This window comes from Anabaenopsis tanganyikae CS-531, assembly GCF_029891675.1.
Taxonomy (GTDB): Bacteria; Cyanobacteriota; Cyanobacteriia; order Cyanobacteriales; family Nostocaceae; genus Anabaenopsis; species Anabaenopsis arnoldii.
This window is the reverse complement of sequence record NZ_JANQDF010000031.1, coordinates 22,542-37,627: the sequence shown is the minus strand read 5'-3', so window position 1 is coordinate 37,627 and position 15,086 is coordinate 22,542. Positions and strand designations below refer to the sequence as shown.

Annotated in this window: 13 protein-coding genes; 3 read left to right on the top strand and 10 right to left on the bottom strand. The window is 44.3% G+C overall.

Annotated features, from left to right (window positions below):
* The first annotated feature begins 396 nt into the window (after positions 1–396).
* A complete protein-coding gene (rne, locus tag NWP22_RS03340) occupies positions 397–2,598 on the top strand; it encodes a ribonuclease E (protein WP_271733714.1) in 2,202 nt (733 codons plus the stop codon).
* A gap of 7 nt (positions 2,599–2,605) precedes the next feature.
* Positions 2,606–3,301 carry a ribonuclease HII gene (locus NWP22_RS03335; RefSeq protein WP_271733713.1) on the top strand — a complete coding sequence of 232 codons (696 nt, stop codon included), beginning with the start codon at positions 2,606–2,608 and terminating at the stop codon, positions 3,299–3,301.
* A gap of 82 nt (positions 3,302–3,383) precedes the next feature.
* On the opposite strand, the gene NWP22_RS03330 is transcribed toward NWP22_RS03335, so the two are convergent.
* Positions 3,384–4,016 carry a DUF1997 domain-containing protein gene (locus tag NWP22_RS03330; RefSeq protein ID WP_271733712.1) on the bottom strand — a complete coding sequence of 211 codons (633 nt, stop codon included), beginning with the start codon at positions 4,014–4,016 and terminating at the stop codon, positions 3,384–3,386.
* A 265-nt stretch (positions 4,017–4,281) separates the two neighbouring features.
* Here NWP22_RS03330 and pheA point away from each other — a divergent pair, with 265 nt between their 5' ends.
* Entirely contained in the window at positions 4,282–5,151 is an 870-nt protein-coding gene (pheA, locus tag NWP22_RS03325) for a prephenate dehydratase (protein ID WP_271733711.1), read from the top strand.
* A gap of 213 nt (positions 5,152–5,364) precedes the next feature.
* On the opposite strand, the gene NWP22_RS03320 is transcribed toward pheA, so the two are convergent.
* The 9 genes from NWP22_RS03320 to NWP22_RS03280 all read right to left on the bottom strand — a co-directional run bounded on the left by NWP22_RS03320 (position 5,365) and on the right by NWP22_RS03280 (position 14,877).
* A complete protein-coding gene (locus NWP22_RS03320; protein ID WP_271733710.1) occupies positions 5,365–6,012 on the bottom strand; it encodes an LON peptidase substrate-binding domain-containing protein in 648 nt (215 codons plus the stop codon).
* 145 nt (positions 6,013–6,157) lie between these two features.
* A complete protein-coding gene (rpsJ, locus tag NWP22_RS03315) occupies positions 6,158–6,475 on the bottom strand; it encodes a 30S ribosomal protein S10 (protein ID WP_006196404.1) in 318 nt (105 codons plus the stop codon).
* Positions 6,476–6,707: 232 nt separating this feature from the next.
* Positions 6,708–7,937 (bottom strand): elongation factor Tu, encoded by a 1,230-nt coding sequence (gene tuf / locus NWP22_RS03310; protein ID WP_271733708.1) that lies wholly within the window; start codon positions 7,935–7,937, stop codon positions 6,708–6,710.
* A 22-nt stretch (positions 7,938–7,959) separates the two neighbouring features.
* A complete protein-coding gene (gene fusA, locus NWP22_RS03305; protein WP_271733707.1) occupies positions 7,960–10,038 on the bottom strand; it encodes an elongation factor G in 2,079 nt (692 codons plus the stop codon).
* Positions 10,039–10,180: 142 nt separating this feature from the next.
* On the bottom strand, positions 10,181–10,651 hold the full coding sequence (gene rpsG / locus NWP22_RS03300) for a 30S ribosomal protein S7 (protein WP_271733706.1): 471 nt from the start codon (positions 10,649–10,651) through the stop codon (positions 10,181–10,183).
* Positions 10,652–11,014: 363 nt separating this feature from the next.
* The gene (gene rpsL, locus NWP22_RS03295) at positions 11,015–11,398 is read right to left on the bottom strand and encodes a 30S ribosomal protein S12 (RefSeq protein ID WP_271733705.1); all 384 of its coding nucleotides are present in this window, start codon (positions 11,396–11,398) and stop codon (positions 11,015–11,017) included.
* Between the two features lie 96 nt (positions 11,399–11,494).
* The gene (locus NWP22_RS03290; RefSeq protein WP_271733704.1) at positions 11,495–11,833 is read right to left on the bottom strand and encodes a HesB/IscA family protein; all 339 of its coding nucleotides are present in this window, start codon (positions 11,831–11,833) and stop codon (positions 11,495–11,497) included.
* Between the two features lie 323 nt (positions 11,834–12,156).
* A complete protein-coding gene (locus NWP22_RS03285; protein ID WP_271733703.1) occupies positions 12,157–12,576 on the bottom strand; it encodes a phosphomannose isomerase type II C-terminal cupin domain in 420 nt (139 codons plus the stop codon).
* Positions 12,577–12,828: 252 nt separating this feature from the next.
* Positions 12,829–14,877: a phosphodiester glycosidase family protein gene (locus tag NWP22_RS03280; RefSeq protein WP_271733702.1), complete on the bottom strand. Its 2,049-nt coding sequence runs from the start codon at positions 14,875–14,877 to the stop codon at positions 12,829–12,831.
* Positions 14,878–15,086 lie beyond the last annotated feature (209 nt).

The window sequence follows — 15,086 nt, the reverse complement described above, 5'->3', positions numbered from 1 at the left end:
AAGTAGTTGTGAGACTTGTCTTGTAGAAGCCACTATCCCTAGAGCTAACTTGTGAACTAGTAACTTAAAAAATGGGCTGCCGTGGCCAACTCTTCCTCTATATTTTCTAAACAAGTGCTAAATGCCTAATCTCTAGCTACCAGTGGTATAGCATCAAAAATCACCCATAGAGGGTTGCCCTGATTTTTCAATGTTAACTTTGGTTAAATAATATGCAGCCGTTGGAAAATAATCACCGCGTGTAAACGCAACTCTTTAGTCCGATGCTCCCTTTAATTTTGAGCAAAGAAGTCACAATTTTGATGATCAGCAGCGCCTTTTGGAGCTGGCAGGGGCGAAAGGCACGCGTGTTCCTCTAAGCTTCTCGTTGGCGCTGCCAATTTTTGAGGAAATTGAATGCCAAAGCAAATTATCATAGCAGAACAGCATCAAATTGCTGCTGTCTTTTCTGAAGATCAAATACAAGAACTCGTAGTCGCCACTGGTCATCACCAAATTGGTGATATCTACTTAGGTGTAGTAGAAAATGTTTTACCAGGAATAGATGCGGCTTTTGTCAATATCGGAGATCCAGAGCGTAACGGATTTATTCATGTGACCGACTTGGGTCCATTGAAGCTAAAGCGTACGGCAGCAGCAATTACAGAACTATTAGCACCACAACAAAAAGTTTTGGTACAAGTGATGAAGGAGCCAACAGGGACGAAAGGTCCCAGGCTCACAGGTAACATCACATCACCGGGACGCTATGTAGTTCTCATGCCCTACGGTCGGGGGGTAAACTTATCTCGACGCATTAAAAGTGAAAGTGAGCGCAACCGCTTGCGTGCGCTAGCAATTTTGATTAAACCGGCGGGAATGGGTTTACTGGTGCGTACAGAAGCAGAAGGCAAACCAGAAGAGGCTATTATTGAGGATTTGGAACTGTTGCAAAAGCAATGGGAAGCCATTCAGCAAGAAGCACATTCTACCCGCGCCCCGGCGCTACTGAATCGGGATGATGACTTTATCCAGCGGGTACTCAGAGATATGTACGGTGCCGATGTGAATCGGATTGTGGTGGATTCCAGCACCGGATTGAAAAGAGTAAAACAGTATTTGCAGAATTGGAGTGGAGGTCAAACACCCCAGGGCGTATTGTTCGACCATCACCGCGATCGCTCGCCAATTTTAGAATATTTCCGCATTAGTGCCGCAATTAGAGAAGCCCTCAAACCGAGAGTAGACTTACCCTCTGGCGGCTATATTATCATTGAACCAACAGAAGCATTAACAGTAGTAGATGTTAACTCTGGTTCCTTCACGAGATCCGCAACGGCGAGGGAAACAGTGTTGTGGACCAACTGTGAAGCTGCTACGGAAATCGCTCGTCAGTTACGGCTGCGAAATATTGCCGGGGTAATTGTGGTTGACTTCATTGATATGGAATCGCGGCGCGACCAATTACAAGTTTTAGAACACTTTAATAAAGCACTCAAGGCAGACAAAGCTCGTCCTCAGATTGCCCAACTCACGGAGTTAGGACTAGTAGAACTGACCCGTAAACGCCAAGGTCAAAATATTTATGAATTATTTGGTCATACTTGCCCCACTTGTGGCGGGTTGGGGCATACTGTGCGTTTGCCAGGAGATACAGAAACCCGACTGCCAACCACTGCTGAAATACCAGAGCGTTCGGATTTCGGATCCACTCAGTCTAAGGTCTCTTTTCCTAATAACGATAGCGTGGGGAGAGTTCAAACACCAAGGATACAGGCAGTAAAGGCGCGAGGTTATGAGTCTTTTGACGAGGGGTTTGGGGATATTATTGATACCCCCATTAATCATCCTAGCTATCAAGAACCACGGGACGTAAAGCGTCGTGTTCGTAAGAGCAGCCATGGTAGATTTGGTCTTAATGGAGTTAATACTAAGGATGATATACGTAGCCTAGACTCTCTGTCGAGTCGAGGTGGAGACATCAGTGGGGTGATTCCTGGTGAGGTAGGTTTTGACAATGATTTAGATATAGACTTAGACATTGATACCCAAAGGTCTACTCCAGAAATTCCCTCTCCCTCCTTAACTAAATCCGGTTGGCAAGAGAGAACTGGGCGGGCTACCAGGGAGAAGCTCGATCCAATTAAACCAGTGGTAGAACCACCGGAATTTAAAACTGTGGAAATGAGTCCCCAAGAACAAGATGTGTTCGCTTTGATGGGGGTTTCTCCTTTATTGAAGTTGGATGAGGAATCTCAGGGTAAAAGTCCCAAGTCAGTAATTATTAATATTATTGCACCAGGACAATTAGACACTAATGTCACAAAAAATCACAATTTGATTTTTGAGTCACAGGATGAACCCAATAATCAGTTGTCGCTACCAGAAGATAAAACCCCTAATGTCCTGGATAGGGAGTATGGTTTTGAACCCCAAGAAGAAACCATAATCATAGAGAGCGTAGTTGAAACTCCAGAAGCTACTACTCATAGCTTGCCTATGGATTTGGAAGTGACACCTGCCGTTACGCCGGTCGACAAAATCTCTACTGGTAACCGTCGCCGCCGCCGTCGTTCTTCTGCCCTAGAGTCTAACTCTTCTACGGGTGAGGACAATTAATTCTGTTATGGAGACAGAAGAAACAATTTCACATCCCGGATTCTTGAATTCGGGTGAGGCGGGTCTCCCTTTTTCACCTTCCCCTTTACCTTTCTCTTGTGACTTGGTGGCGGGTATAGATGAGGTGGGGCGAGGTGCTTTGTTTGGTCCTGTGGTGGCAGCAGCTGTGATTTTGCCTGGTTGTGCCTTGCCAAAACTCATGGCTGCTGGTATTAAGGATAGTAAAAAACTTTCCAGTTCTCGGAGAATTACACTAGCAGGGCAAATTTGTGAATTGGCGACGGACTGGACTATTGGGGTGGCTTCCAGTACTGAGATTGATGAACTAAATATTTTGCAGGCAACTCTGTTAGCTATGAAGCGGGCTGTGCTGAAACTGAATGTACAGCCTCAACTATGTTTAGTTGATGGTAACCAGCTGATTAAAGATTTGTTGGTGCCTCAACAAACTATCGTTAAGGGTGACGAAACTCATGTGAGTATTGCAGCTGCTAGTATTGTCGCTAAGGTTTGGCGTGACTCGCTGCTCATCCGTTTGGCATCAAAGTATCCTTTATATAATTTGGAGAAGAATAAGGGCTATGGTAGCCAAAAGCATTTGCTGGCTCTCCAACAGTATGGTCCATCACGACTGCATCGCAAATCTTTTCGTGGTTGTCAAGTGAGCGATCACTTAACTGAAGCTCAAGGCGTTGGACTTTAACCATACAAGCTACGGCTAGCTTGCTAGTTCTTAAATAATCCCCTTGGTCTAGGTTGAGATAGGTTTTATATAAGGGAGTGAGTTAATCTGGGTTGAGAATAGGGATTTCGCCAGGACTGCAATTGCCTTTGGCACTGCGCTGATTGCAATCAGCGCTAGTGTTGTCAATTAGGAGAGGTTCCATACCCTGTGATGTTGCCCAGTGGTGGTAATCGGCTAGGAGTTGATGCTGTAGGCGTTGTTTTATGGTCATCAGTATACTTTTGAGTAAACCATTACCTGTGGCTTCTAGGATGGGCTGAGGTGTGAAGCAAAATGGGGCAGGGATATCTACTTCTACTTTTAGGTCGGCTTTTCCTTGGAGGCTGGTGATGTTGTTGTTTTCTTGGGGTGATAAATACCCTTGTAAATTTAATGACCAACGCTGGTTGATGTACTCAAAGCCCAGAATTTGACTATTTACCGATCGCACCTGAATGGTTCCATGTGATTCTGCCCAAACTTTCAGGTCTACAGTGGGTTGAATACTCAGTGACATGAAGGTTAATGGACGCATTTTTAAGCGAAATATTTCTTCTGAAAGTTGCTGTATGCGACTATTATCTGTGAGTGCGTTGACTAGACGTTGGGGCTGACGCAGGTAATGTTGGATAGGGATGGGTTGTGGTGGTACATTAATTCTTACTGTTTGGCAGGCGGTAAACTGGGTAGCCATGAATTAAAAGCAATAATTGTTGAATACTTCTGTTTTTAATTAAATTATAATTTTATTTTTTTCTATTCGTTGAAACATTATAGGAGCCGATTCCAATTGACTGGGAGAAAACTTGAGAAAATTGGATTGAACTCTATTTAAAAGCTGTTCACAAAAGACTATTTTTACCTATCATACAGTCATAACCTCGGCTCAACCATGCTCCATGATGGAGTCCTATTACAATAGGCCTCTAGTTTAGATAAATAATTTAGGACTAAAGTCTGTGACTATATCTATTGCTCATTTAGGACCTCCTGGCACTTACGCAGAACAAGTAACTGCTTTTTATGCTAACTGGCTGGCAAAAAAAACAGGTAATCAAGCTATGTTGTGTCCATATTCGAGCATTTCCCAATCACTCAACGCTGTTGCGTCTGGAGAAACTCTGTTAGCTGTTGTACCGGTAGAAAATTCTATTGAAGGCAGTGTAACTATGACAATGGATACACTATGGCAGTTGGATAGTTTACGAGTTCAGTTGGCTTTGGTGATGCCGATTGCTCATGCTTTAATTTCTTGTGCCGGTAGTTTAGATACTATTCAAACTGTTTATTCTCACCCACAAGCTTTAGCACAATGTCAAGGATGGTTAGGGCAGTTTCTCCCAACTGTGCAGTTAATAGCGAGTAATTCGACTACCGAATCCCTACAGCGACTGGATGGAGATTTAACCGCGGCTGCGATCGCATCCAGTAGAGCCGCCGAACTCTATAAATTGCCTATATTGGCTAGTAATATTAATGACTACCCCGACAACTGCACTCGCTTTTGGGTGGTGAGTCAATGGGTGGAAGATTTAGTGGCTATATCAGGAAGTGCTCATTACACTTCCTTGGCTTTCACTGTCCCAGCGAATTTGCCGGGAACGCTACTTAAACCACTACAGGTATTTGCTGGGTTAGGGATTAATCTTAGTCGTATTGAATCGCGACCAACGAAGCGATCGCTAGGAGAATATTTGTTTTTTATTGATTTAGAAGCAGATGTGCACGAAGAGCAAATGCGATGCGCTTTAGCGCAGTTAACTGAGCATACAGAAATCTTGAAGATTTTTGGCAGCTATAATATTCTACCTATAAAAACTGGGTTGTAATTCGTAATTCAAAAAATACGAATTACGAATTACCTATGGCTACGCCACGCAAGTTATCACATAGCCTTCCCCTGGGAAAAAGGAAATATAGCCTTTTTCAGGCTCATGAAGTACACACCAATTCCCTATTCCCTATTCCCTATTCGCTGTTCCCTGTTCCCTGTTCCCTCAAACTAAAAAAATTTGTACCTCACGAGCATGGGAAATGCTATATTACGAATTATTGAAAGTATCTTTGAGGACGGCGCGGGCTGCTAAATGATTCCGAGTAGAAGTCAAAATTTCTGCTTCTCTTTCCAAGCGAAGTAAGGTATCTTGTGTTTCTAACAATGCTTGTTGCTCTGATGGCACACCATAGAGATTACTTGCTACCCAGTAAGAAAGTTCTGTAGGTAGGTCGGGTAATTCCTCTGGTAGTTCCATATTTTGCTCAGTTAATTTGGCTGAGAGACGAACTACATCTCGTAAGAGTTGTTCGACATCTGCGGCTAAGGGGCGTAAATCTTGAGTTGGCGGCTGATCTTCTAACCATTCTACTAACCCAACACGGTAAGGCTTTTCGCGGACGTATTCTAAAACACGGAACCTTTGCTGTCCCAAAGTTAACATTTTCATGCGGTCATCTGGCAGCCGTTGGTAATGAATGATTTCTGCACAGCAACCAATATTAGCGATTGTACCGTCAACTGGATCGACCATTAACACACCGAATCGGCGATCGCTCTCCAAAATCGTATTCATCATGATTCGGTAGCGGAATTCAAAGATGTGTAGGGGTAATGGTCTACTAGGGAATAGAACTACTTCGGGTAACGGGAACAGAGGTAGTTCGCGAACTGCAATTTTAGAAGAGGATGTCATTGTTACCTTTGTATAAAATTAATTGTGAAATTTATTCTTCTCTGCTTTCCCCGTACTTTTCTGATATTCTATCATTTGTTTCCCAGCTGATAAAAAGCCCTGAGATAAATTTCTTCAGGGCTGGGTAAATATTACAGCATTAACCTTATAGTTTTACTTCAATGTCCACACCAGAAGGTAAATCTAGCTTCATCAGGGCATCAATAGTTTTGGAAGAAGGTTGATAAATGTCAATAATCCGGCGATGGGTGCGGGTTTCAAAGTGTTCCCGGGCATCTTTATCTACGTGAGGCGATCGCAGCACACAGTAGATTTTACGTTTTGTTGGTAAAGGAATTGGGCCTATAGCTGTAGCGTTAGTTCTGTTAGCCGTGTCTACAATCTTCTCGCAAGATGTGTCCAATAAGCGACGGTCAAAAGCCTGTAAACGAATTCTAATTTTCTGCTGCTGTAGAGTTGCCATCTTTAATTTTCTAGGTTCTGATGAATGATGATGATTTTTCTGAGAATTATCGGGGATAGTGACTTTTTATGCCCACCGTGGCCAAGGCTTTGGGGTGAGACTGTCACAATTCCCCTTCTGCTGAGATTAGCCGCAGCATAGCTGATTACTTGAACAAGCAATCAAAGAAGGAAGATAAAGGAGCACCGATAGATTATCTACCAGCGCTCCTTGCTTATAGAACAAAAAGGTGTTACTTCAGAATTTTGGAGACGACACCGGCACCAATAGTGCGTCCACCTTCACGAATTGCGAAGCGCATTCCTTGCTCAATAGCAATGGGGTTGATCAATTCCACTGTCATTTTAATGCGATCGCCGGGCATCACCATTTCTGCCTCGCTACCATCATCAGAAGTAAAGGATTTGATGGTGCCGGTTACATCAGTTGTCCGTACGTAAAACTGAGGACGATAGCCCGAGAAAAATGGGGTTTTCCGTCCGCCTTCTTTCTCTGTCAAGACGTATACTTCACCTTCAAATTGAGTGTGAGGAGTAATAGAACCTGGTTTGGCAATTACCATACCGCGCTCGATGTCAGTTTTTTGGATACCGCGCAGGAGCACACCGGCGTTATCACCAGCCATACCTTCTTCGAGACTCTTCTTAAACATCTCGATCCCAGTCACCGTGGTGTTGCGAGTGTCTCTAATGCCCACTAGTTCAACCACATCACCGACCTTAACCTTACCACGCTCAATCCGACCAGTGGCCACAGTACCACGGCCTGTGATCGAGAATACGTCTTCCACTGCCATCAGGAAGGGTTTATCTACAGCACGGTCGGGAGTAGGAATGTAGGAATCTACTGCTTCCATGAGGGCGTAGATTTTGTCTACCCACTCATCTTCACCCCGTTGAGTTTTGGGGTTGGCAGTCATTTTTTCCAATGCTTTGAGACCGGATCCCGATATAATGGGGATGTCGTCACCGGGGAAATCGTAGCTAGATAATAGCTCACGGACTTCTAATTCTACCAGCTCTAATAGTTCTGGGTCATCTACCATGTCTTCCTTGTTCAGGAACACAACCAGACTGGGCACACCTACCTGCTTTGCGAGTAGGATGTGTTCACGGGTTTGGGGCATGGGGCCATCTGCGGCGGAAACTACGAGAATACCACCATCCATTTGAGCCGCACCAGTGATCATGTTTTTCACATAATCAGCGTGTCCTGGGCAATCTACGTGAGCATAGTGCCGATCGCCGGTTTCATACTCAACGTGAGCGGTATTGATGGTAATCCCCCGTGCCTTTTCTTCTGGGGCATTATCAATTTGATCGTAGCCTTTACCTGTAGCTTGACCCAGCGCAGCCAGAGTCATAGTAATGGCTGCTGTTAAAGTAGTTTTACCATGATCAACGTGACCAACTGTACCGATATTAACGTGGGGTTTAGTCCTTTCAAACTTTGCGCGTGCCATGAATGCTCGTTTCCTTTTTTAATTAAGCGTTCCCTTTGCTTTTCGCTATGATTGCTTCAGCCACGTTGCGAGGTACTTCTTCGTAGTGGCTAAATTCCATCGAGAAGATACCCCGACCTTGGGTCTTCGAGCGGATATCAGTAGCGTAGCCAAACATTTCTGCCAATGGGACTTTAGCAGTTACCTTGGCTAAACCATCATCAGATCCCATACCTTCAATTTGTCCACGACGAGAGTTAAGGTCGCCCATCACATCCCCAAGGAAGTTTTCGGGTACTTCAACCTCAACTTTCATCATAGGTTCTAATAGTACAGGAGAAGCCTTCAATACTGCCTCTTTCATTGCCATTGAGCCAGCAATTTTGAAAGCCATTTCTGAAGAGTCTACATCGTGGTATGACCCATCCACCAGAGTTGCTTTCACATCAATTAGTGGATATCCTGCTAATACACCGGATTCGCAGCTTTCTTTCATTCCTTGTTCTGCTGGTCCGACGTATTCTTTTGGTACGACACCACCCACAATTTTAGAAACAAATTCAAAGCCCGTACCCGGTTCGCCTGGTTCCAAATCGATCACAACGTGACCATATTGACCTTTACCACCACTTTGGCGAATGAATTTCCCTTCAATTTTGGAGACTGATTTCCGAATCGTTTCGCGGTAAGCTACCTGCGGCGCGCCGACATTCGCTTCTACTTTGAATTCACGTAACATCCTGTCCACCAGAATTTCCAGGTGTAGTTCTCCCATTCCCGCGATTACGGTTTGGTTGGTTTCTGGATCTACACTGACACGGAAAGTGGGGTCCTCTTCAGACAGAGATTGCAGAGCTTTAGAGAGCTTGTCCATGTCGTTCTTGGTTTTGGGTTCAACCGCTACCGAGATTACCGGCTCAGGAATGAATAGAGATTCCAGAATTACTGGTGATCCCTCATCAGTTATGGTATCACCCGTCAAGGTCTCTTTTAATCCCAATGCGGCTCCCAAATCCCCAGCCCGCATTTCATCCACATCTAGGCGTTCATCTGCTTTGAGAATCACCAGACGGGAAATCCGCTCTTTCTTGTTCTTGGTAGCGTTGAGAACATAACTACCTTTCTTCAGAACACCAGAATAAACCCGAACAAAGGTGAGACGACCGTAGGGATCAGCCATAATCTTAAAGGCCAGAGCTGATAGAGGTTCTTGGTCATCAGCTCTACGCTCAACCACCTCACCTGTAGGTAATGTACCTTGGATAGCTGGTACTTCCGTTGGTGCTGGTAGATAATCTACCACTGCATCCAGCATCAACTGCACACCTTTGTTTTTAAATGCCGAGCCGCACAGTACTGGCACAATCGTACCCGCAATTGTCCCTTGACGCAGCGCACCACGAATTTCATCTTCTGTAAGTTCTTCTCCCTCGAAGTACTTACTCATCAGAGTGTCATTGGTTTCTGCTACAGCTTCTACCAGCTTGGTGCGGTACTCTTCTACCTGCTCTTGCATTTCGGCGGGGATATCTGTTTCTTCGATATCTGTTCCCTCGTCGTTGTTGTAAATATAGGCACGCTGGCGTACCAGATCAACGATTCCTCTCAAGTCATTTTCACTACCAATTGGTAGTTGAATGGCAATGGCATTAGTCCGCAGGCGATCGCGCATTTGTTCGTGAACTCTGTAAAAGTTCGCCCCTGTGCGATCCATTTTGTTTATGAAAGCTATGCGGGGGACTTTGTAGCGGTCTGCTTGTCGCCAAACTGTTTCCGACTGCGGTTGCACGCCGCCCACAGAACAAAACACCGCGATTACACCATCCAACACCCGCATAGAACGTTCTACTTCGATTGTGAAGTCAACGTGTCCGGGAGTATCGATAATGTTAATTTGATGATCTTTCCAACTGGTACTGATAGCAGCAGCAGTGATGGTAATTCCCCGTTCACGCTCCTGCGCCATCCAGTCTGTCACGGCTGTTCCTTCATGAACCTCGCCAATTTTATGAATTATGCCAGAGTAAAACAATATTCTTTCGGTTGTCGTTGTCTTGCCCGCATCTATATGCGCCGCAATACCGATATTGCGTACTCTCTCTAGCGGGATCGTACGTGCCACAGTAGCCTCCTATTATAGTTTTTGTCTCATGATATCTTGTATATTACTCTTTGTTAAGGTTCTATACTTCTACGGAAAACCGTATTTTTTTTGTGCGTAGGCGATATACCGCTGTTATATCCACGATATACCCCTACTTTTCTTAGTAACGATAGTGTGCAAAAGCCTTGTTAGCTTCTGCCATCCGGTGTGTTTCTTCCCGTTTGCGAATTGCATTCCCGGTCTCGTTGGCAGCATCCATTAACTCATTAGCTAATTTACTTGCCATTGTGCGTCCGGGTCTAGACCTGGAAAATTTAACTAGCCAGCGCAAAGCTAGGGTTGTACCCCTGTCTGAACGTACTTCCATCGGTACTTGATAGGTGGCTCCGCCTACTCGACGCGCTTTTACTTCTACCAAAGGCGTGGCGTTGCGGACTGCTCTTTCAAAAGTTTCCAGTGGCGGAGCGCCGGTGCGATCTTCAATAGTTTTCATGGCATCATAAACCAGCCTAGCAGCCAGTGATTTCTTTCCATGACGCATCACCCGCCGGATTATCATGCTGACCAGGCGACTGTTATATACGGAATCAGGCGGAACTGGACGCCTTTGAATAACACCACGACGAGACATACTTCACCTTTACTTCGGATTTGGCAACGAAATTATATGCTATCAGACACTAGGTATATGGGCGGGTAAAGCCGCCGTTTTAACTTTGTCTTTTTTTTCTCCACGCCAGATTAGGCGACGACATCATAAACTTTAATATTTTAGATGCAACCGCTGCAATTGCCTACGGCACTGGCGATAGGGTAGCGCGGCTTAGGGTATAGCCAATCGCTTGGCAGGATAATGGTTTAAATTACCTAATTTTCACTGCTTAATACAGGGTTTAGCAAGACTTTGTGGCAACATAAATCACCACTATTTAGCTATCGCACCCTTTCAACCTATAGGATGATGATTCATCCTCGACGATTAATTGCCTATTTCCTATTTCTTCGTTCCTTTCGGGAGCTTGGTTCCGTACTTGGAACGCCCTTGCTTACGGTCTTTAACTCCAGCTGTATCTAATGTTCCACGGATAATGTGATATCTCACACCTGGTAAGTCTTTCACACGACCGCCACGGATCATTACTACTGAATGTTCTTGCAAGTTATGACCGATACCTGGAATATAGGCTGTGACCTCAAATCCTGATGTCAATCTTACCCTTGCTACTTTACGTAGAGCAGAGTTGGGCTTTTTCGGTGTAGTTGTATATACCCTTGTACAAACACCCCGACGTTGTGGGCATTGCTTTAGAGCTGGAGACTTAGTTTTCTGACGCGCTTTTTCGCGTTCGGTACGTATGAGTTGCTGTATTGTTGGCATGAGTTACAGCGCGTAAAGCTGCTTAGAGGTCTAACTTTTAACAAATCCTGATTATATCTTTTTTTGGGGTTCTATGTCAAACTGATATTTTTTTATTTAAACAGATATGGGCGTAATCATGGAGAAGGACATACCACAGCCACAGGTGGCTATGGACTGAGGATTGTGGAAGCGAAAACCACCACCCATTAAATCTTCTGAATAATCTAATGCCAACCCATTTAAATAATTCAGGCTTTCATGATCTATGAGAACCTGAATACCGCTCACGTCAAAAACGCGATCGTTCATCGTGACATTTTGGTCAAAAGACATATCATAAAACCAACCTGAACAGCCCCCTACCTTAATTGCCAATCTGAATAAAGAATTTGGCTGCTGTTTTAACTGTAATCGCCCAATTTCACTGATTGCGGCTGGACTCAGATGAATCATGGAATTAGTTATGGCTTCCGCCAGGCTAAGTTATCGACAATAAAAAACCCCATTTTAAAATATTACAGACAGTTGAAGTCTAAAAATCACGATTATAAAAAATTTGGTTTTGATTTTTTACTGGGCTAAAATCAGCATATAGGTGACTGGGCAGTGCTACTGGTGTATGTTTTCTTAATTCGTGAATTAATATTAACATCCTGTGTATATCACTGAAAAGATTAGTCCCCGCCAAACGGGGACTAATCTCAGTCTAATCGAGACTGAGGTATGAGCAAAATACTGGGTATACTATACTTACAGCTTTTGCAGTTGTGGCAGTTTTAACCATCATTACGAGCATAGTCGTCTTGATAGCGAATAATATCATCCTCGCCTAAATATTCACCATTTTGGACTTCAATTAACACCAAAGGAATCACTCCCGGATTTTCCAGACGGTGGGATGTACATTGGGGTACATAGGTTGACTCATTGTTCCTCAGTAGCACCTCCTTATCTCCACAAAGAACCCTAGCAGTACCAGAAACAACAATCCAGTGCTCACTGCGGTGATGGTGCATTTGCAGACTGAGACGGTGTCCCGGTTTGACCTCTATGCGTTTAATTTTATATCCCCGCCCTTCCTCCAACACTGTAAAAGAACCCCAAGGGCGCAGCTCGGTTGCAGCAATCCCTTTATTAGAGATGGACACGGGTAGAGATAGATTATTAGTTTGTGTGGTTTCTGGAAATTGCGCCATAGTTACCTCAGTTGGTCTACAAACAAACCGTTATTAATCGTTGGATGAAGGGTAAAACTGATCCTTGAGATTTGCACCTTGCTAAACATAACAAAATTAAAACAGGAGCGTGCAAAAATAAGTCCTTCAACCAAAACTTCTATACCAACTCTTCACACCACAAGAGTGACGATGACCTGAGCTTAAAAAACATGAGCCCGACTGCGTTAATCATTGCAAACCTAGAATCCTCCCCCCTTAGCTTCCTACTCCCTACTCTTGTTCTAAGAAAACCCCAATACCGTTGTGGACACGTGCAGCAGTATTACTCGAACGGTCGAGTAGTTGTCCTCCCAGATAAAGACCAGTAGAACTCCCACCGTCTAAATTCAGAGCGTTCACACAACCAATATTCTTCATTAATTGGGCGTGTTCGGCTAGGGTGGGGCCTAGTCCACCAGCACGATTGTGTACAGCAGCAATGATTACTGATCCGCTTGCTGTTGTGCAAATACCACTACGAGCAGCTTTTTGTCTAATAAAGGCTGGACTGAACTTTTCCCTAGCAGCATCCAGGACAATTTGATTATTTTGTACTAATAGGGGACCTGCCCCCATAATGTGGGGATAGCGGTTAAAGTTGGGGGAATTTGTTGTGCTGGTAATGCTAACTGGTGTACCAATAGTTAATTGTGATGCCCCTAAATACGATGATTTACCACTATTAGCATTGGCACGTAAGGTTAGTAGGTAGCCGTCTTGAGGAATGGTAAATGTTGTTTCACCAGCCTTACCACCTGGTAGCTGATTTGTGACTCGGTTTTGTTGGACAATAACAATGATTTCGTTATCCGTTAGGGGGGTGTAGCTAGTTCCCCATATGTTGGTGTAACGAGCAATACCACTCTGTACATAACCACTATTTAAAAATAGAATCGGCAACTTTTGATTATTGTCAATGATTAACGTTTCTTCTAAAGTGAGACGACCGAAGTAAAACTCCCCGGAGTCATTCCAGGCGATCGCCCCCCGATTAAGAATTGGGCCTGATAGCCACTGACCACCCCGACGAATTGCCCCCAAAGGTAATCGATTATTGCGGTTAAAATAACCAGCATTAATTGCGGCCACAGCTGAAGACTGCTCTGCCATTTGGATGAGTGGTGCTGTACCGGTTTGACTGCTGGTGTTAGTCCCAATGGGTTGTAAACGTAAGCCAGTTTGACGGGGATTAATATCTAACCAAACCACGGGAAAGCGTTCTGTACCTAAACTGACAAATTGCTGTCGCCAGCGCAATCCTGTAGCCCAGTTAATATCTCGTTGTACCAAGGCATCGGGACGAAGATCAATGACCAGGCGGTTGGGGTTTGCTAAGGTCATGATCTGGGGAGCCATACCAAAGGGTACACTCAGACTAATAATTGTGCGATTGTTAACTACCTCTAATTTTCTCACTATTGATCTGTCCACCTTACCCCCATGAGGATTTGCCGGGGTTGGTGATGTTGATGGAGCATAGCGTTGGCTTAAAGCAGCATCGGCGATCGCATCTAGAGCCACTACCCACTCTCTATTGGGTGGTGCTGTGGATTCTGCTTCTGTTTCAGTGGATATAGTTCCCCCTGGGGAGACTTGCCAAGGTGATGGACGATCTAAATCTAAGACAATGCGAGCTGAATGAAAGGGAGGAAGACTAACCCCTGAGAGCTTGCGTGGCGTAGCGATAGATTGTTGACTTTGACGAATATTTTTTATTTGAGCTTTTGGCGTGGCGATCGCCATAACATTACCATTAGCTTGTAATACCCAACCTACTGTTTGAGTAAAATCAGTAATATCCATATAGCGATAGCCTTGCAGCAGCCTGGTAGCTAAAACCGATGGTTCCTGGTTTGATGAGAACCATTCTATTGGTTGACTAGCAACACTGTTGCTGCTCAAAAAATCAACTCCAACGATCTGCCTTAGAGCACCGTCACTCAAAAAAGTTTTCACTCGCCCATCTGTTCCTCTCTCCTGTAACCAAGCCCCTGGTAAGGTACGACCATTGAGGATAATTTGGTTACCAGACGCTAACACCCCACCGGTGGATGTGCAGCAAGGTGTGTTTTGCGTCACCAGGCTGGTATCAATCCAGGATTCCTCAGCTCTACTAGACCATTTAGTACATAAGCAGAATATAATAATTACTACTGCTGTTGGTGCTATAGACCGCAACATCCTCGAAGGCAACCGATAGCTGGCGTGGACTAGCCATAGCCACCTTTGATTACTGCTCTTGGTGAGAGCACAATAATGTTTTTTAGTATGATGTGACATTTTTACCTCAATATTATTGATAGCTTAGGTGGCTTAGGCATAGACTACTTGCAGCACAGTAAGTTTCACAGGAATCTTAAGAAATAGTGATTGAATTTTTGCATAAATGTGATAATATATAAATTGGCTATCTATCTCTTGTAAACTTAAAAAGTCATCACACCATTAAAAACACTATTACTGAGTGTTTTAACCATCACTGTATTCAG